Genomic DNA, 17,558 nt, shown 5'->3' on the forward strand with positions numbered 1-17,558 from the left:
ACGTCCTCCCGTCGCTGCGTTTTTTGCAGATACGACGCCGCAAACCGATGGAGGGTTTCGTCTTTGTCTTGTACTATTCGAACATGAGAAGCACAGCCTCAGCCCCGGCAATCCGGGTCTACAACCTCTTCGGCGAGTCCGGCGATCTGCCCGACGTCGTGCATTGCGAGACGATCGCTTCGCGCTCGGTGCTGCACGACTGGACGCTGGCCGTGCATCGCCATGCCCGGCTGCACCAGGTGCTGCTGATCGAGCGCGGCGGCGGCGAGGCGACGCTCGACGGGCGCGCGGTGCCGCTCCGGCCGATGCAGGTCGTCAACGTGCCGGTCGGCCATGTCCACGGCTTCCGCTTCGAGCCCGATACCCAGGGCTGGGTGCTGACCATCGCCGCGGAAATTCTGGACGAGGCACTGCTTGCCTCGGAAGGACTACGCGGCGCCTTGTCACGATCGGCCGTGGTGCGCGGCACGCCGCAGATCCGCACCACCATGAAGCAGATCTTCGCCGAGCACGCCGCGCGCGATTTCGGCCGCGCGCACGTGCTGCGTGCACTGTCGGCGGCCATGATCGGGCTGGTGGCCCGCGCGCTCACCAGCGAGAGCGGCGGCAACGGTACGGCGGAAAGCGGGCTGTTCCGCCGCTTCGAGGCGCTGCTGGAACAGCATCATCTGGAACGCTGGAGCGTTGCGGACTATGCAGGTGCGCTGTCGATCACGCCGACCCATCTCAACCGGCTGACGCGGGCGGCGACCGGCGACACCGCCTCGCACCTGATCCTCAACCGGCTGATCCGCGAGGCGCGTCGCAACCTCGTCTACACCAATTTGCCGGTCTCGACGATCGCCTATGCGCTCGGCTTCGAGGATCCCGCCTATTTCAGCCGCGTCTATGCCGCAGCCACGGGCCTGTCGCCGCGCGCCTTTCGCGCCCAGCTCCATGGCGGCGAAGCTTGAGGCATCCCGCGTCGAAGAACCGGTCCTCGGGCGCGCGCAACAATCCAGACATCGACGTGCGGCGCGCATTTGCGGCCGGCCGTATCCGTGATCGCGCCGGGCTGTCGAGATCCGACCTGACGCGCCACTTACCTTCGTATAGAGCATCCAACCCTTTGGATACGCGCCGTTTACCTCCGTACAATTGAGCGTGGCATGCGCACGCCATAAGGTGACTGCATTCGGAATCCTGACGCTGATCGCAGCAACCTCCCTTAACTGGCGCGGGACGGCCCTCCCTCCGGCCGTCTGCGCGCCGCCTTTTTCCGCGGGCCATCGGCGACTTCGGCGTTTTCCGGCCGGCACGCAGCCCTGACGGCTGAACCCGCCGGCTTCCATGCGGAACTGGGGATTTGTGCAGAATGTCTTCGCTTGAGAAGATTGCGGTCTTCATCGATGGCCCCAATCTCTATGCCGCCACCAAGGCGCTCGGTTTCGATATCGACTACAGGCGCCTGCTCGGCGAATTTCACGGCCGAGGTACGCTGCTGCGAGCCTTCTACTACACGACCGTGAGCGAGGATCAGGAATACTCGTCAATACGCCCATTGATCGATTGGCTCGACTATAACGGGTACACCGTCGTCACCAAGCTCGCCAAGGAGTTCGTTGACGCCACGACCGGCCGCCGCAAGATGAGGGGCAGCATGGATGTGGAACTCGCCGTGAATGCCATGGAACTCGCCGAGCACGTCAATCAGATCGTGCTGTTCTCGGGCGATGGGGATTTTCGTTCACTGGTGGAAGCCGTGCAACGCCGCGGCGTCCGCGTGACGGTCGTGTCGACGCTTGCGAGCCAGCCTCCCATGGTAGCCGACGAACTGCGCCGGCAGGCTGACGTCTTCATCGATCTGACGGAGTTGAAGCCAAGAGTGGGGCGCGCCCCGGCCGAGCGGCCGGGATCGCGCGAGATGCGCCAGCAACCACAGCAAGCCACCACGCGCGGATCGATCAATCGAGGCGACCAGGTGGAATGATCGTGCGGGACGACCGCCGGATCGTCAGACGTCGAAGAACACTGTCTCCTCCGCCCCCTGCAGATTGATCGTGAAAGAGTACACGACCTTGCCGGCACGCTCGCCGCGCGTGGCGATCAGCGTCGCGCGCCGCGCCGGCGGCTCGACCAGGTTGAGCACGGGGTCGGCGGCATTCGCGGCTTCTTCGTCGGAGAAATAGAGTCGCGTATTGAGACCGATGTTGATGCCGCGCGCGACGATCCAGATATTGACGTATGGCGCGCATCTGCGACCTGCCTTGTCCGTGATCGCGCCCGGCTTGATGGTCTCGAAAGTGATGAGGCCGCTGTCGAAATCCGAGCCGGCGCGGCCCCAGCCGCGAAACTCGTCGTCCGGCGCGCCGGCGGAACGATCGGCCGGATGGTTGTAGCGGCCGGACGCATTGGCCTGCCAGATTTCCAGGAGCACGTCGCGCAGCGGCGTGCCCGCGCCGTCGAACACCCGGCCCTCCAGCGTGATACGCTCGCCTTGCGTGCGTGGCGTCACCAGCACGTTGGAAAAGTTCTTCTCGAAGATGTCGAAGCCGGCCATGGCCGGGATCAGGCCGATATGGACGTAGGGCCCGGCGGTCTGCGAGGCGGTTTCCTTGAGATAGTTGAGCGGCTGCGGCATTGGCTCAGTTCCCCGCGGTACGATTTTCGAAATAGGTGGAACGCTGGCCGCGCAGCACGATGTCGAAGCGGTAGGCGAGCGAGTCGAACGGCGTCGAAGCGTTGAGGTCGAGCGGCGCCACGAGGCGGTCGAGCGCGTCCTTGTCCGGGATCGTCGTCAGGATCGGACAGACCGGAATCAGCGGATCGCCCTCGAAGTACATCTGCGTGATCAGGCGCTGCGCAAAGCCCGAGCCGAACACCGAGAAGTGGATGTGGGCCGGACGCCAGCTGTTGACGAAGTTGCGCCAAGGATAGGGGCCCGGCTTCACGGTGCGGAAATAATAGTAGCCGGTGTCGTCGCTCAGCGCGCGGCCGCAGCCGCCGAAATTCGGATCGATCGGGGCAAGATAGGTGTCCTTCTTATGCCGGTAGCGGCCGCCGGCATTGGCCTGCCAGAACTCGACCAGCGTGTTCGGCACGCCGCGGCCGGTCTCGTCCAGCACACGGCCATGGACGATGATGCGCTCGCCGACGGGATCGCCATCCTTGGCGTAGTTGCGGATCAAATCATTGTCGAGCGGACCGAGATCGTTGTGGCCGAACACCGGACCCGTGATCTCCGAGACCGAGTTCTCGATCGACAGCATCGGCTGGCGCGGCGAGCGCAGCACCGAGGATTTGTAGCCGGGCGCATGCGCCGGCGGATGGATCGAGTGGTCGCGCTGGAAGAAGCCACCGTCGCGTGGGGTGAACGGCTCGGGTCGGTTGAGGCGGGGATCCTGCAAGGCTGGCGCCTGGACATTCATCGGCGTTGTCTCTCCCTGTGGCGCCCGGGTGTGGGGGCGCGGCTTATCGGGAGATCATGCGACGATCTATTCTCAAGATAAATAGATCGATTATAATGAATTACATGAAGGAAATCGATCATTTGGCGCTCGACGGCCACGCGCTCGAACTGTTCCTTGCCGTGCTGGAGGAAGGCTCGGTCACGGCGGCAGCCACGCGGCTTGGTCTGACGCAATCGGCGGTCAGTCACGGGCTGAACAAGTTGCGGCGGATCGCGGGCGATCCGCTGTTTGCCAAATCCGGCCGCGGCATCGTCGCCACCGCCCATGCTCAGGCATTGGCTGCGAAAGCGCGGGCGCTGATCGACGAGATGCGCAGCTTTGCCGGCGGCGTCACCTTCGAGCCGGCACGCGCGCAGCTTTCGCTGACGATCGCCGCCAATGATTTCCAGCGCGATCTGCTGTTGCCGCGGTTCTTCGATCATGTCGCGGGACAGGTCAGGAGCCTGAACCTGCGCGTGATCCCCTCGCAGTCGCCGTCGCCCGCGATGCTGCGCGAAAGCCGCTGCGATCTCATGGTCACGCCGCTGCCACCATCCGGCGTGGACATCGTACAGAAGCGGCTGCTCAGCGATCATTACGTCTGCTACTTCGATCCCAAGGCGCGCACCGCGCCAGCCGGCCGTAGCGCCTATCTCGCGGCACGCCACATCACAGTGGTCTATACCGACAACGAGCGGCTCGACTTCGACCGCCGGCTGGCGGCGAACGGCTTTCTTCGTGACATCGCCATCTCCGTGCCGAGCTTTTCCGGCGTGCCGCCCTTCCTGCGCGGCTCGCAGATGCTGGCGAGCATGCCGAGCCTGCTCGCCTCCGGTGTGATGCGCGGTTTTGCGCATGTACCGATTCCGCTGGCGTCGCGAACCAAGACGCTGGCCGAGCTGCCAATGTTCATGGTCTGGCATCAGCGCTATCAGAAAGACCCGGCCCATCGCTGGATCCGCGGCCAGCTCGAAACCGTGGCGGCAACGGCGGCCGGAGACTGAGCCTCGGTCACGATTTCAGGGAAGCCAGCCCTTCGCCAAACCCACTGGTTGCGCGAGGGCCGCCACGCTAGAATTCGGCCATGACAGTGACCGATATTGCGAGCCGGACCTACAATCATAGCTGGCGGCTGGACCCCATCATCCGCAGCCTGCTGGATACCGACTTCTACAAGCTATTGATGTTACAGATGATTCGGGAGGATTATCCCGATCAGCAGGTGACCTTCTCGGTCATCAACCGCTCGCGCCATGTGCGGCTGGCCGAGATCATCGACGAGGGCGAGCTGCGCGCCCAGCTCGACCACGCCCGCACCATCCGCTTCGCCAAGAAAGAGCTGATCTGGCTTGCCGGTAACACCTTCTACGGCAAGACCCACATGTTCTCGGCGGACTTCATCCGCTGGCTGGCCGAATTCCGGCTGCCCGAATACGAGCTGCGCAAGGTCGAGGGCCAGTACGAGCTGCATTTCCATGGCCCCTGGACCCACACCACGATGTGGGAAATTCCGGCGCTCGCCATCCTCAACGAGTTGCGATCGCGCGCCGCGATGAAGGGCCGCGGCCGCTTCGAGCTCGACGTGCTCTATGCCCGCGCCAAGGCCAAGCTGTGGACCAAGGTCGAGCGGCTGCGCCAGCTCGAGAATTTGCGGCTCTCCGATTTCGGCACCCGCCGCCGCCACGGCTTCCTCTGGCAGCGCTGGTGCGTCGAGGCGGTGAAGGAAGGCCTGGGCCCGTCCTTCATCGGCACCTCCAACGTGCTGCTGGCGATGGACAATGATCTCGAAGCGATCGGCACCAATGCGCATGAGCTGCCGATGGTCGCGGCTGCGCTTGCCAAGGACGACGAGGAGTTGCGCTGGGCGCCCTATCGCATTCTCGACCAATGGCGCCAGACCTATGGCGGCAACCTCCTGATCGCGCTGCCCGACGCCTTCGGCACCAAATCCTTCCTGCGCGATGCGCCGGAATGGGTCGCCGACTGGACCGGCTTCCGCCCCGACAGCGCGCCGCCGATCCAGGCCGGCGAGGAGATCATCGCCTGGTGGGAAAAGAAGGGCCGCAACCCCAAGGACAAGCTGCTCGTCTTCTCCGATGCGATGGATGTCGGCTCGATCGAGGAGACCTACCACCACTTCTCCGGTCGCTCGCGGCTCTCTTTCGGCTGGGGCACCAACCTCACCAATGATTTCGTCGGCTGCCCGCCGGACGGCTCGTTCAATCTCGATCCCATCTCGCTGGTCTGCAAGGTGTCGTCGGTTGACGGCCACCCGGCCGTCAAGCTCTCGGATAATCCGGAGAAGGCGACCGGCATGCCATCCGAGATCGAACGTTATTTGCGCGTGTTCGGCGACGCCGGCCGGGTGCGCAAGCCGGTGCTGGTCTAGCGCCGGACCAAACTCTCTCGATCAGGTAAACCGCGCAGGACGAATGCGAGGCATTGATACGCCACGACCGCATCGGTTCCGGTTCGTCGGCATTTGCAACGATCTGCAGGCATCCGCTTCACGACGCTTTCACCCTGCAGTGCAGTCGCCTGCGTCTTGGGGTCGAGTTAAGCAACTTTCCCCTCTACTTGGCGTTGCAGGCGCGACGCTCCGGTGGGGTCGTTGATCGATTTGGGGAATGCAGGGTGTTTCGCAGAACAGCGACGTCGGCGAAGGAACGCAGTTTCCTTCACGTCATCAAGCTTGTCTCGCCATTCGTGATGGTCGTCGTGCTCCAGGCAACGATCGCGGGATTCAGCCTCGAGGTGATGTCATCGGTCCGCGCCTATGTCGCGGGCGAAGCGATGTGGTCGCGGTCACAGAAGAACGCCGTCTATTTCCTCAACCTCTATCTGCATTCAGGCGAAGCGAGCCAGTTCGCTCACTACCAGGCTTCCCTTGCCGTTCCCATCGGCGATGAGTTCGCGCGCTGGGCACTCGAGCGCGATCCGGTCGACGTCGAGGCTGCCCGCGTCGGGTTTCTGCAAGGCGGCAACCATCCCGATGACGTTCCGGGATTGATCTGGCTGTTCCGCTATTTCAGCCGCGTCAGCTTCCTCCAGGAAGCGATCCACGAGTGGGCGGCCACTGATCCCATGCTGCTGGAGCTCAGCGTCTTCGGCGAGGTCATCCGGTCCGAGCTGGCGCACGGACCCATCGAGGACCGCGACCGCCTGCGGCTGCTGTCGTCGCGGCTCTCGGAGCTCAACACGCAGTTCACGGTGCATGCAAAGCGGTTCTCGACTGTCCTCGGCGAAGGCTCCCGCGCCATCAAGGTGACGCTGACGTGCATCAACATCGTGGCGGCCGCGACGCTGATCCTGCTCCTGATCTGGCACACGCGGCGCTTGATGCTGCAACGACAGGCGTTCGAGGATGCGTTGCATGCCGAGAAGGAGCGCCTGGCATGGCAGGCGTCGCACGACTGGTTGACCGGCCTGTCCAACCGCCGCGCCTTCGAGGGGCGCCTGCAAAGCGTGCTGGACACCACCGCGGCGGGTTCGCTGGGCCTGATCCTGCTCGACCTCGACCAGTTCAAGAGCGTCAACGACACCTGCGGCCACCTCGCCGGCGACCGCCTGCTCTGCCAGGTCTCGCGCCTGCTGCAACAGGACCGGGGACCGCATGATCTGGTGGCCCGGCTCGGCGGCGACGAATTCGGCCTGATCCTGCCGCAATGCTCGCCCTCGACCACCGTCGATATCGCCGAACGCCTGCGCAGATCGCTCGAGCTGTTCACCTTCGCCTGGGATGATCGTTGCTTTGCGGTGACCGCCAGCATCGGCGTCACCTGTATCGCGGACGGCAACACCACGCTCGAGGACGCCATGCGGCGCGCGGATGCCGCCTGCTACCGCGCCAAGGAAAAGGGGCGCAACCGGGTACAGGTCGACAACGGCAGACCGGACGTCGTCGTCGTTGCAGCCCGTCCCCGCGAGGCGGTCGCAGCGCGAGGCTGATAGGGCATCCGTTTGCGGACATGTCCAACGGCGTCGCGACGGCGAAGCTGTGTGACGCCGCAGCCACATTACTCCCAGAAAAACTGCGTCTTTCGCTTTCCGCCACACCGCCTTGCGCGCTGATCCACGATGGCCGGAACCTCCCCCGCTAAACATGGCACCAGCCAACGTTGCGGCCCAAATTCCGCTCGGACCGTGCCCAAAAGAGGAGCTTGCAGGTGCTTTGGAATGGTTTGTTGCCCCCGCCCCGGATCCGTCGCACGAAGACGTGTCGGAGGCACGCGCTTCTTTTGAGTACCGCAATCGGCGCTCTTGCTGCCGATAGCGCGCTGTCGTGGTTCACCGTGCCGGCAGAGGCGCGCTGCCGGACGATATCGCCCTCGCCTACAACAAAGTCTTGGGCGCGCCAGCCGCGAAAGCGCCGGCCTTTGCGGAGCGCTGGACGGCTTGGGGCACTGCGTTCGGCGGTACCAACCGCACCAGTGGCGACCCGGTCGTGATCGGCAGTCACGACCTGAGCGCGCGCACCTTCGGCGTTGCGGCCGGTGCCGACTACCATTTCGACCGCGATGCGCTGGTCGGTTTCGCGCTGTCGGGCGGCGGCACCAAATGGGACCTCGCGCAGGCGATCGGCGGCGGCAAGAGCGATGCAATCCAGGCCGGCGTCTACACCGCCGTGCGCACAGGGCCGGTCTATTTCGCCGCCTCTCTCGCAGTGGCCAATCATTGGATGTCGACCGACCGGCTCGCACCGTTCGGCAACCAGCTCACCGCCAAATTCGACGCGCAAACCGTCGGAGGCCGCGTCGAGGGCGGCTATCGCTTCGCCACGCCGATTGGCGGCTTCACGCCATACGCGGCGGCGCAGGCGCGGGCTTTTCGCACACCGACCTATACCGAGGCCGATCTGGCCGGCAGCGGCTTTGGCCTGACCTATCAGGGACGCACGGCCTCCGACACACGGAGCGAGCTCGGCGCGCGCTTCGATCGCGCGACGCTGGTCACGCCGAATTCGGTCCTCACATTGCACGGCCGCGCGGCCTGGGCCCATGATTGGGTGAGCGACCCGACGCTCGTCGCCGCATTCCAGGCGCTGCCCGGCGCGAGCTTCATCGTCAATGGCGCAACGCCAGCCAAGAACACCGCGCTCGCATCCGCCGATGCCGAGCTGAAGTTTTCGAACGGCGTTGCCCTGTCGGCGAAGTTCGACGGCGAGTTCGCGGCGCGCAGCACCACTTATTCCGGCACCGCGAGCCTGCGATACGCGTGGTAGCCGCTTGGCCTCCTCAAGGCGACCGCGCGCCGACCGGCACGATCCCGAGGCCGGCGAGATGCGTATCGACGAATTGCTCGACCTGCTGGCGCAGCATCTGGGGCGGCACCGCCACCATGCGCTCCTCGAGGCCGAGCGAGATGATGCCGTGCACGGCGGAAAACAGCGTGCGCGACAGCAGCGCGATCCTCACGTCGTCCGCATCCGGTAGCAACCGCACCAGGGGTGGATGCATCAGCGCGAAAGCGTCCATCACCATCTGAAGGATGTCGTCGGGATAAGGACGGTCGTCCTCCATCCGATGCTCGAACAGCGAGCGCAACAGGTTTGCGTGCTCGGCGAAGAATTCGAGATAAGTCTCGGCAAGCCCGTAGAGCTGGCGAACGGGATCTTCCCCCGGGACCTCGCCGAGCCGCACCGTGAGGGCCTGAACCGTCTCCCGATTGACCGTCAGGATCACCCCGTCGAAGTCGCCGAACTCGTTATAGACGCTGCCCACCGAGCAATTGGCGGCCTCCGCAACGTCTCGAACCTTCAATGATCTCAGCCCCTTAGATGAAATTATGCCGCGGGCGATCTCCAGGATCTGGAGCCTCCGTCGATTTTTTTTCTGGTCGCGTGGCGATTCTTCTTGAACATTGTTCATTTTCAAGCTACTCATGTGAACATTGTTCAAATTAACCCGGAGACCGGCAAAATGCAAACCCTAGCTGTTGATATCGCCTCCACCTTCGTCGATGACGCCGCGGCTCTCGTGACCGGACTTGGCCGGGCCGTCCTCAAGTTCGTGATGGCGCCGGTCGATCGCATTGCAAATGCCTGCGACATTGCCGGCGTGCTCACCGAGCGCCGCGCGACCTTTCGGATGTGGCGGGCCAACCGAGCCCGTAGCCGTCATGCGGGCCGCCGGTTCAGCCTGCTCGGCCGCCTCTCGCCCTTTCGCCACCTCGCTCATCTCACCTGAGGCGGGCGCACCCGGGACGTTCCGGTCGGCTCGAATGCAAGACCCGGTTGCAAGGAAGGACTTACCATGTCCCGACATTTCGCAGCCGACGTGGCGGCCTTTGGCGATGCGGTTCAACTTTTCCTCATCGCGCCGCGCGGTATCCGGAAAAGCGCGGCCGGTCCGTCCGAACCACGGCTGCGACCAGATATTTGCGAACCTAACGAGACCATTTGGAGACCAACAGGATCGGAAGGGTCGAGGGGAACAGAGCAGGCCGGCAACCGTCGTCATCCAGCCATCGTTCGTTCCGTAAGCTTCCGGTCGTGACGCCTCACCGACAACGTAACAATTTCAGGCCGCCTTCCCAAAACAGGACTTGTCATGATCAGGGAATTGATGTCGTCACGCCGCTTCGCGCCGCTGTTCTGGGCGCAATTTTTCTCGGCGCTCAATGACAACGTGCTCAAGAACGCACTCGTCATCATCCTGCTTTACAGTGCCGCGACCGGTCACGGCGACGCGCTGGTGACGGTCGCAGGCGCCGTCTTCATCTTCCCCTATTTCATCCTGTCGGGGCTCGGCGGCCAGCTCGCCGACAAATACGTCAAATCGGTCATCGCGCGGCGATTGAAGTTTACCGAGATTTTTGCCGCGGCCTTTGCCGCCGCCGGCTTCTTCCTGCATTCGGTGCCGCTGCTGTTCACGGCGCTCGCGCTGTTCGGCGTCATCGCCGCCCTGTTCGGCCCCGTGAAATACGCCATGCTGCCGGATCAGCTCGAGCTCGGCGAGCTCGCGACCGGCAACGCGCTGGTCGAAGGTGCGACCTTCATGGCCATCCTGCTCGGCACCGTCGCCGGCGGCCAGTTCGTGGCCGGCTCCGCGCATATGGGCTGGGTTGCTTCGGCGGTGGTCGTGCTGGCCCTGTTGTCATGGGCGTTCGCTTCCCGCATTCCGCAAACAACGCCCTCCGCGCCTGATCTGCCCGTCGATGCCAATCCCTGGACTTCGACGGTCAGCTTGCTCGAGACGTTGCATGCCGACCACCGGCTGTGGGACGGCACCGTGATCGTCTCGTGGTTCTGGCTGGTCGGCGCCATCGTGCTGTCGCTGCTGCCGGCACTGGTCAAGGACGTCGTCGGTGGCACCGAGGGCGTGGTGACGCTGTGCCTTGCGACCTTCGCGATCGGCATTGCCATCGGCTCGCTGTTCGCGGCCAGCCTGAGCCATGTTCGCCCGAACCTCGCGCTGGTGCCGATCGGCGCCATCATCATGGGCTTTGCCGGCCTCGATCTCGCCTGGGCCATCGCCGTGACCGCCAAGGGTCAGGATATCGCGGCGGCCGATTTTGCGACCTCGTTCGCGGGCTTGCGCATGCTGGTCGACTTCGTCGCCTTCGCATTCGGCGGCGGCCTGTTCGTCGTTCCGTCGTTCGCCGCCGTCCAGGCGTGGTCTGCCCCGAACGAGCGCGCCCGCATCATCGCCGCCGGCAACGTGCTCCAGGCAGCCTTCATGGTGGCCGGCTCGCTGTTCGTCGCGCTGCTCCAGGCGGGCGGATTGCATGTCGGCTGGATCTTCTTCGGCCTCGGCGTCGCCAGCTTCGGCGCGGTGTGGTTCGTGCTGACCAAGTGGGGCAAGGAAGGCGTGCGCGACTTCGGCGGACTGCTGTTCCGCGCGCTGTTCCGCACCGAGATTCGCGGGCTCGAGAACCTGCCGCCTCCGGGCACGCGCATGCTGATCGCGCCCAACCATGTCAGCCTGATCGACGGCCCGCTGCTGCATGCCGTGCTGCCGATCGATGCGAGCTTCGCGGTCGATACCGGCATCTCCAAGGCCTGGTGGGCCAAGCCGTTCCTGCGGGTGGTCAAGCACTACACCATGGATCCGACCAAGCCGCTGGCCGCGCGCGACTTGATCAAGCTCGTCGCCGCCGGCGAACCGGTCGTGATCTTCCCGGAAGGACGCATCACCGTCTCCGGCTCGCTGATGAAGGTCTATGACGGCACCGCGATGATCGCGGACAAGGCCGATGCGGTGGTCGTGCCTGTCCGTATCGAGGGCGCCCAGCGCTCGCATCTCAGCTATCTCAACGGCAGCCAGATCAAGCGCTCGTGGTTTCCGCGGGTGACGGTCACGATCCTGCCGCCGGTCAAGCTTCCGGTCGATCCGGCGCTGAAGGGCAAGGCACGCCGCAATGCCGCGGGCGCTGCGCTCCAGGACGTGATGATCGACGCCATGGTCAAGAACGCCATGCTCGACCACACCCTGTTCGAAGCGCTCGGACATGCCTATCGCGACCGCGACACCGGCAAGGTGATCGTCGAGGACGCGCTCGGCACCAAGCTGACCTATCGCAAGCTGATCCTCGGCGCGCAGGTGTTGAGCCGCAAGCTCGAAACCGGCACGGTGGCCGGCGAGAATGTCGGCGTGTTGCTGCCGAATTCCGCCGGCGTCGCCGTCGTCTTCATGGCGCTGCAAAGCATCGGCCGGGTCCCGGCCATGCTCAACTTCTCGGCCGGACCGGTCAACGTCCTCGCCGCCATGAAGGCCGCGCAGGTCAAGACCGTGCTGACGTCGAAGGCCTTCATCGAGAAGGGCAAGCTCGACAAGCTGATGGCCGCGATCTCTGCGGAAGCCCGCGTCGTCTATCTCGAGGACGTCCGCGCTTCGATCGGCACCGCCGACAAGATCAAGGGCCTGCTCGCCGGCACCGCACCGCGTGTCGCCCGCCAGGCCAACGATCCGGCCGTCGTGCTGTTCACCTCGGGCTCGGAAGGCACGCCCAAGGGCGTGGTGCTGTCCCATCGCAACATCCTTGCGAATGCGGCGCAGGCGCTGGCGCGGGTCGATGCCAACGCCAATGACAAGGTGTTCAACGTGCTGCCGGTGTTCCACTCATTCGGGCTGACCGGCGGAATGATGATGCCGCTGCTCGCGGGCATTCCGATCTACATGTACCCTTCGCCGCTGCACTACCGGATCGTGCCGGAGCTGATCTACCAGACCGGCGCGACGATCCTGTTCGGCACCGACACCTTCCTCACCGGCTACGCACGCTCGGCGCATGCCTACGACTTCCGCACCCTGCGCCTGGTGATCGCCGGCGCGGAGGCGGTGAAGGATCGCACCCGTCAGGTGTTCATGGAGCGCTACGGCATCCGCATCCTCGAAGGCTACGGCGTCACCGAGACCGCGCCGGTGCTGGCGATGAACACGCCGATGGCCAACCGTCCCGGCACCGTCGGCCGCCTGTCACCGCTGATGGAAAGCCGCCTCGATCCGGTCCCCGGCATCGAGGAAGGCGGCCGCCTCTCGGTGCGCGGACCGAACGTGATGCTCGGTTACCTCAGGGCCGAAAACCCTGGCGTGCTCGAACCGCTCGCCGAGGGCTGGCACGACACCGGCGACATCGTGGCGATCGACGCAGCCGGCTTCATCACCATCAAGGGACGCGCCAAGCGCTTCGCCAAGATCGCGGGCGAAATGGTCTCGCTGTCGGCGGTCGAGAGCATCGCGACGGCGCTGTGGCCGCAGGCCGCCTCGGTCGCCGTGTCGATCCCCGACCAGCGCAAGGGCGAGCGCATCGTGCTGCTGACGACGGAGAAGACCGCCGAACGCAGCGCGATGCAGGGCCAGGCCAAGGCAATCGGCGCATCCGAGCTGACCGTGCCCGCGGCGATCATGGTGGTCGACAAGGTACCGTTGCTCGGCACCGGCAAGACCGACTATGTCACGGCAACGACGATGGCCCGCGAGCAGGCCTCCTCGTCGGAGCGCGAGGTTGCGTGAGCATCACGATCGTCGCACCGGCGGAGACCCGGTGCGACGGTCCCTTCACCTGAGCAGGAGATAGCGGACCGGGTTGTCGTCACACTGCCCCGCTCCGCACTCCAGCACGGTGGACAGCAGATTTGCGGCGACCAGCAACGCGAAGATCGCGCACACCACGTTCGATGCCGGCCCGCCCATCGGCGCATCCCCGTCTCGCTCGCCGGCCATATCCTTGAGAACGAAGACGAGCGCGACGTAGCAGATGACGCCGACGGCCGCGATCAGTGCCCAGGTGTAGAAGTGCAGCCCAAACAGCGCCGAGCCGTATCCGGGGTCGCCGGGCGCAAGATGCAGCGATACCTGCCGCATCGAGATGAAGCCGGTGACGAGGCTGGCCATGAGGATCATCGCGTAGTGAGACCCGCGTTCACCGAGGCGCATGTTGAACAGGAACCCCATGCCGACCGCGATGAACCCGGCCCTTTGCAAGAGGCAAAGCGGACAGGGCAGCTCGCCGAGCGCAAGCTGATAGGTGAACGCCACCGTCAGGATCAACGAGATCCCGAGCATCCCAAGCATGTTCAGGATCGTGCCGACCGGCCGTTGCTCGCTCATCTCTGCAGTGCCCATCTCGACACCGTCAGAACGAGAATTTGAGCGGATCGGTCGCGTGGTGGAAGAACCATGCGACGGTGACCACGACTGTAGCGCTCCAGAGCGCATAGCTCAGTCCCACGCGCGAACGCCAGACACTCGCGCAGCCCGCGAGCGCCAGCAGAAAAGGCAGAAACATGTACATGAGCGCGGGCTCCCAAAGCGATTCGCTCTCTGCGCGAACGGGCCCAAGAGATACGTCAGCCGCGCATGCCTCTCAAGAGCCGGCTTCGCTGCGCCGCTCCTGCGCATAGCGCACCAGCGCCACGAAGCGATAGATGCCGTGCACGAACTTGCCATAGGGCATGGTGATGAACAGCGCGAACACTGCACCGAGATGCAGGGCCAGCAGCGGCCCCATGGCGGCGGTCTCGCGCAAGACTAGCAGCGCTATGCCGGTGAAGCCGGTCAGAAACAGCATGGCGATGAAGCCGACGTCCATGCCATAGCGGTTCTCGTCGAGCAGCGCCGGATCGCGGCGCATCTTCGCGGCGAAGAGCCCGATCGGACCGACGATGAGACCGATGCCGCCGAGCGTGCCGAGCACGACCGGCAGATCCCACCACGGATACGGCGCCTCGCGGGACAGGAGATAGTGATACAGCGTGGCCACTGAGGTCGCGGCGAAGCACAGCAGAAAACCGTAGAACGTCAGGTGATGAAAAAGCTTGCGCCGGTCGGTCGGCTTGTCGTCCTCGTTGTAGCAGCCGACGCCGCCGCCGTGGAGATAGCGCAGCTCGCCGGCATCGCGGATCGCCTGGAAAATCGAGCCGCCGTCGGCGCGACCGCCAATGGGCGTGCCGATATCGCGCCAGAACGCGCGCACGCTCATGACCAGCGCCAGGATCGCGTAGAGGAAGGCGGCGCTGAACAATGCGGCCATCGCGTTGTGCGGCATCAGTCTGTAGAACGCGCCCGGCCCGGTATGAACGCCGAACAGCACGCTGCGGTCGTTCAAGGCCGCGAAACCAAGGATGAAGGCGGCCATGCTGAGCGCGGCGATGACGCTGATGACGAGCCCGTTGCGGGCGAAGGCACCGGACAGTGCCTGCGGCCAGGCATAGGCCGCGTAGGACTCGGCACGCGCGACCGCGAGCGTCTTCGGGACATTGACGTTGAACTCGTGTGGCGGCGAAAACTGGCAATCGACGTAGCAGGCGCCGCAGGAATGGCAGAGGTTTGCGAGATAGTTGAGATCTCCGTCGGAGAAGGCGCGCCGCATCTCCATGGCCGGAAATACCGCGCAAAGACCCTCGCAGTAGCGGCATGAATTGCACACCGTCATCAGACGGTCGGCTTCGTCTAAAATTCTAGTTCCGTGCATGTTTCGCCGCTTCCCGTCCCGCGATCCGCCCGAACACGCTGCCGATGGTCATGCCCATGCCGGCCGCGTAGCCCTTGCCGAGCACGTTGCCCGCCATGATCTCGCCGGCCGCGAACATGTTGGCGGACGGCTTGCCGTCAGCCATCAGCATCCGCGCCTCCTTGGTCACGCGCGTGCCGAGATAGGTGAAGGTAATGCCCGGCCGCACCGGATAGGCGAGATAGGGCGGCGTCTCGATTTTGCGCGCCCAATGCGTCTTCGGCGGTGTGATGCCTTCAGTCACACAATCGTCCAGGATAGTATGGTCGAACGTACCGGGACGCACCGCCGCATTGAACTCGGTGATGGTCTTTTCCAGCGCAGCCGGATCGAGCTCGAGCTTGCCGGCCAGCTCGGCGACGGTCTGCCCGGCGATCGGCGGGAACAGAGTCGGCATGAATCTGGTGACGACGGTCGAATCGAAGATGATGTGGGCGATCTGGTCGGGCTGCGCCGCGACCAGCCGGCCCCAGATCGCGTAGCGCTTCGGCCAGATGTCCTCGCCCTCGTCATAGAAGCGCTGCGAATGCTTGTTGACGACGATGCCGAACACGACAGAGTCGTGGCGCGTGATGATGCCGCCGTCGAACTTCGGCGCACGGGCGTCGATCGCGACCGCATGGCACTGGGTGGGATCGCCGACCTCCTGCACGCCCTTGTCGAGCAGCATCTTCAGGATCGAGCCGCGGTTATAGGGCGTGCCGCGGATCAGGAAATTGTCGGCGGCCTCGCCCCAATATTGCTTCAGCCATTCGATGTTGGCCTCGAACCCGCCGGCCGCGGCGACCAGCGACGTCGCGCGGATCTCGGTCTCGCCCTTGATCGGCCGCTTGAGGCGCGCAGCGAGGAACATGCCGTCCTCGATCACGATGTCGGTGACCTCGGCGTCGTATTCGACGTCGACACCGAGCCGCTCGGCGGTGAGATAGAGCGCGTTCAGCATCGCGCGGCCGCCGCCGAGAAAGAAGGAGTTGGTACGGCCAAGGCTCAGCGTGCCACCGAGCGAGGGCTGCCAGCGCACGCCCTGCTCAACGATCCAGTTCAGGATATCCTTGGACTCCCGGATCATGTGCCGCGCGAGGTCCTCGTCGGTCTGGCCGCCCGTCACCAGCAGCAGATCTTGCCAGAATTCCTCTTCGGTGTAGGGACCGGTCAGGATCTCAGTCGCCGCATCATGGGCGCAGCGCATGTTGCGGGTGTGGCGGGTGTTGCCGCCGCGATAGAACTTAGGCGCGCCCTCCAGCACGAGCACTGAGGCACCGCCGCGGCGCGCCGAGATCGCCGCGCACAGTGCCGCATTGCCGCCGCCGATCACCAGCACATCGTATTTGCTGCTCATCCTGTCTGCCCGATGCGACGAAGTTAGAGACATTCTGCCGCCCATGACCCCGATCAACCCAGGCAGCCATTGCGTACTTTTGTATACAAAGATATACATCGGCGAAGCAAGTGGCATCTCTGCATGGGCAGGATGCGCCGTGAGGGAACATGGCCAAGCGCGCGGCAAAGACAGGCGGATCGATCGCGCGTGGCGGCGGCGTGGCGCTGGGCGAAGCCGTGTTCCGCTCGCTGTGCGAGGCGCTTCAGGCCGGCAGTTACCGTGCCGGCGACCGGCTGCGCGAAGAAGAGGTCGCGCAGCGGCTCAAGGTCAGCCGCACGCCGGTCCGTGAGGCGCTTGGCCGTCTCGCGGCCCGCGGCTTCGTCGAACCCGCCGGCGGCCGCGGGTTGATCGTGCGCGATCTCGACATTTCCGAGGTGCTCGAGCTCTACGCCATGCGCGAGATCATGGAAGGTGCTGCAGCGCGCCTGGCCGCCGAGCACGCCTCCACGCCCGAAGTCGATGCACTCCGAGATATCGAGCAGGCCTTTGTCGAGGCGTCGGCGTCAGACGCTGCCGAAATGGCGCGGCTCAACCGCGCCTTCCACGAAGCCATCTGCCGCGCCGCGCGCAACCGCTATCTCGACAACGCCTCGCGCGAATTGCAGGACTGGATCGCGCTGCTGGGCCCGACCACCTTCACGGTGACAGGCCGTCCCTCGACCAGTCACGGCGAGCACCAGGCCATCATCGAGGCCATCGCCGCGCGCGACGGCGACAAGGCCGAGCAGCTTGCGCGGGCGCATATCCGCGAGGCGTTGCGCTGCCGGCTCAAGCTGCTGCAGAAGCAGTAGCGCCAG

The 17,558-nt window shown here is 64.9% G+C and carries 16 protein-coding genes; 9 read left to right on the plus strand and 7 right to left on the minus strand.

The window, feature by feature from the left end; translation table 11 throughout:
* The first annotated feature begins 47 nt into the window (after positions 1–47).
* Both AC5ZFO_RS33295 and AC5ZFO_RS33300 read left to right on the plus strand, forming a co-directional pair.
* Positions 48–953, plus strand: coding sequence for a helix-turn-helix domain-containing protein (locus tag AC5ZFO_RS33295; RefSeq protein ID WP_282524832.1), 906 nt, complete (start codon positions 48–50; stop codon positions 951–953).
* Positions 954–1,354: 401 nt separating this feature from the next.
* Positions 1,355–1,969: a LabA-like NYN domain-containing protein gene (locus AC5ZFO_RS33300; RefSeq protein WP_282524833.1), complete on the plus strand. Its 615-nt coding sequence runs from the start codon at positions 1,355–1,357 to the stop codon at positions 1,967–1,969.
* 24 nt (positions 1,970–1,993) lie between these two features.
* On the opposite strand, the gene pcaG is transcribed toward AC5ZFO_RS33300, so the two are convergent.
* A complete protein-coding gene (gene pcaG / locus AC5ZFO_RS33305; protein WP_282524834.1) occupies positions 1,994–2,620 on the minus strand; it encodes a protocatechuate 3,4-dioxygenase subunit alpha in 627 nt (208 codons plus the stop codon).
* A gap of 4 nt (positions 2,621–2,624) precedes the next feature.
* Positions 2,625–3,407 carry a protocatechuate 3,4-dioxygenase subunit beta gene (gene pcaH / locus AC5ZFO_RS33310; protein ID WP_282524835.1) on the minus strand — a complete coding sequence of 261 codons (783 nt, stop codon included), beginning with the start codon at positions 3,405–3,407 and terminating at the stop codon, positions 2,625–2,627.
* A gap of 95 nt (positions 3,408–3,502) precedes the next feature.
* On the opposite strand from pcaH, the gene AC5ZFO_RS33315 reads away from it, so the two are divergent.
* The 4 genes from AC5ZFO_RS33315 to AC5ZFO_RS33330 all read left to right on the plus strand — a co-directional run bounded on the left by AC5ZFO_RS33315 (position 3,503) and on the right by AC5ZFO_RS33330 (position 8,649).
* Positions 3,503–4,432: a LysR family transcriptional regulator gene (locus AC5ZFO_RS33315; protein WP_282524836.1), complete on the plus strand. Its 930-nt coding sequence runs from the start codon at positions 3,503–3,505 to the stop codon at positions 4,430–4,432.
* A gap of 80 nt (positions 4,433–4,512) precedes the next feature.
* Positions 4,513–5,817, plus strand: coding sequence for a nicotinate phosphoribosyltransferase (pncB, locus tag AC5ZFO_RS33320; protein ID WP_041955082.1), 1,305 nt, complete (start codon positions 4,513–4,515; stop codon positions 5,815–5,817).
* Between the two features lie 245 nt (positions 5,818–6,062).
* Positions 6,063–7,376, plus strand: a complete 1,314-nt coding sequence (locus AC5ZFO_RS33325; RefSeq protein ID WP_282524837.1) for a GGDEF domain-containing protein — start codon at positions 6,063–6,065, stop codon at positions 7,374–7,376.
* 334 nt (positions 7,377–7,710) lie between these two features.
* Positions 7,711–8,649 carry an autotransporter outer membrane beta-barrel domain-containing protein gene (locus AC5ZFO_RS33330; protein WP_282524838.1) on the plus strand — a complete coding sequence of 313 codons (939 nt, stop codon included), beginning with the start codon at positions 7,711–7,713 and terminating at the stop codon, positions 8,647–8,649.
* 13 nt (positions 8,650–8,662) lie between these two features.
* Here the strand turns inward: AC5ZFO_RS33330 and AC5ZFO_RS33335 are convergent, their stop codons facing one another.
* The gene (locus AC5ZFO_RS33335; RefSeq protein ID WP_282524839.1) at positions 8,663–9,295 is read right to left on the minus strand and encodes a TetR/AcrR family transcriptional regulator; all 633 of its coding nucleotides are present in this window, start codon (positions 9,293–9,295) and stop codon (positions 8,663–8,665) included.
* A 51-nt stretch (positions 9,296–9,346) separates the two neighbouring features.
* On the opposite strand from AC5ZFO_RS33335, the gene AC5ZFO_RS33340 reads away from it, so the two are divergent.
* The gene (locus AC5ZFO_RS33340) at positions 9,347–9,613 is read left to right on the plus strand and encodes a hypothetical protein (protein WP_282524873.1); all 267 of its coding nucleotides are present in this window, start codon (positions 9,347–9,349) and stop codon (positions 9,611–9,613) included.
* Positions 9,614–9,976: 363 nt separating this feature from the next.
* A complete protein-coding gene (locus AC5ZFO_RS33345) occupies positions 9,977–13,381 on the plus strand; it encodes an acyl-[ACP]--phospholipid O-acyltransferase (RefSeq protein WP_496123036.1) in 3,405 nt (1,134 codons plus the stop codon).
* 45 nt (positions 13,382–13,426) lie between these two features.
* Here AC5ZFO_RS33345 and AC5ZFO_RS33350 read toward each other — a convergent pair whose 3' ends face one another.
* The 4 genes from AC5ZFO_RS33350 to tcuA all read right to left on the minus strand — a co-directional run bounded on the left by AC5ZFO_RS33350 (position 13,427) and on the right by tcuA (position 16,719).
* Positions 13,427–13,978, minus strand: a complete 552-nt coding sequence (locus tag AC5ZFO_RS33350; RefSeq protein ID WP_282524841.1) for a disulfide bond formation protein B — start codon at positions 13,976–13,978, stop codon at positions 13,427–13,429.
* 25 nt (positions 13,979–14,003) lie between these two features.
* Positions 14,004–14,162, minus strand: coding sequence for a DUF5993 family protein (locus tag AC5ZFO_RS33355; RefSeq protein WP_282524842.1), 159 nt, complete (start codon positions 14,160–14,162; stop codon positions 14,004–14,006).
* A 72-nt stretch (positions 14,163–14,234) separates the two neighbouring features.
* Positions 14,235–15,341, minus strand: coding sequence for a tricarballylate utilization 4Fe-4S protein TcuB (gene tcuB / locus AC5ZFO_RS33360; protein WP_282524843.1), 1,107 nt, complete (start codon positions 15,339–15,341; stop codon positions 14,235–14,237).
* Positions 15,328–16,719: an FAD-dependent tricarballylate dehydrogenase TcuA gene (tcuA, locus tag AC5ZFO_RS33365; RefSeq protein WP_282524844.1), complete on the minus strand. Its 1,392-nt coding sequence runs from the start codon at positions 16,717–16,719 to the stop codon at positions 15,328–15,330. The genes tcuB and tcuA overlap by 14 nt, the downstream gene beginning before the upstream one ends.
* Before the next feature lie 149 nt (positions 16,720–16,868).
* Between tcuA and AC5ZFO_RS33370 the strand changes: the two genes are divergently transcribed.
* A complete protein-coding gene (locus tag AC5ZFO_RS33370) occupies positions 16,869–17,552 on the plus strand; it encodes a GntR family transcriptional regulator (protein WP_014497563.1) in 684 nt (227 codons plus the stop codon).
* Positions 17,553–17,558 lie beyond the last annotated feature (6 nt).

The sequence above is a fragment of the Bradyrhizobium sp. Unk1 genome (assembly GCF_059512345.1).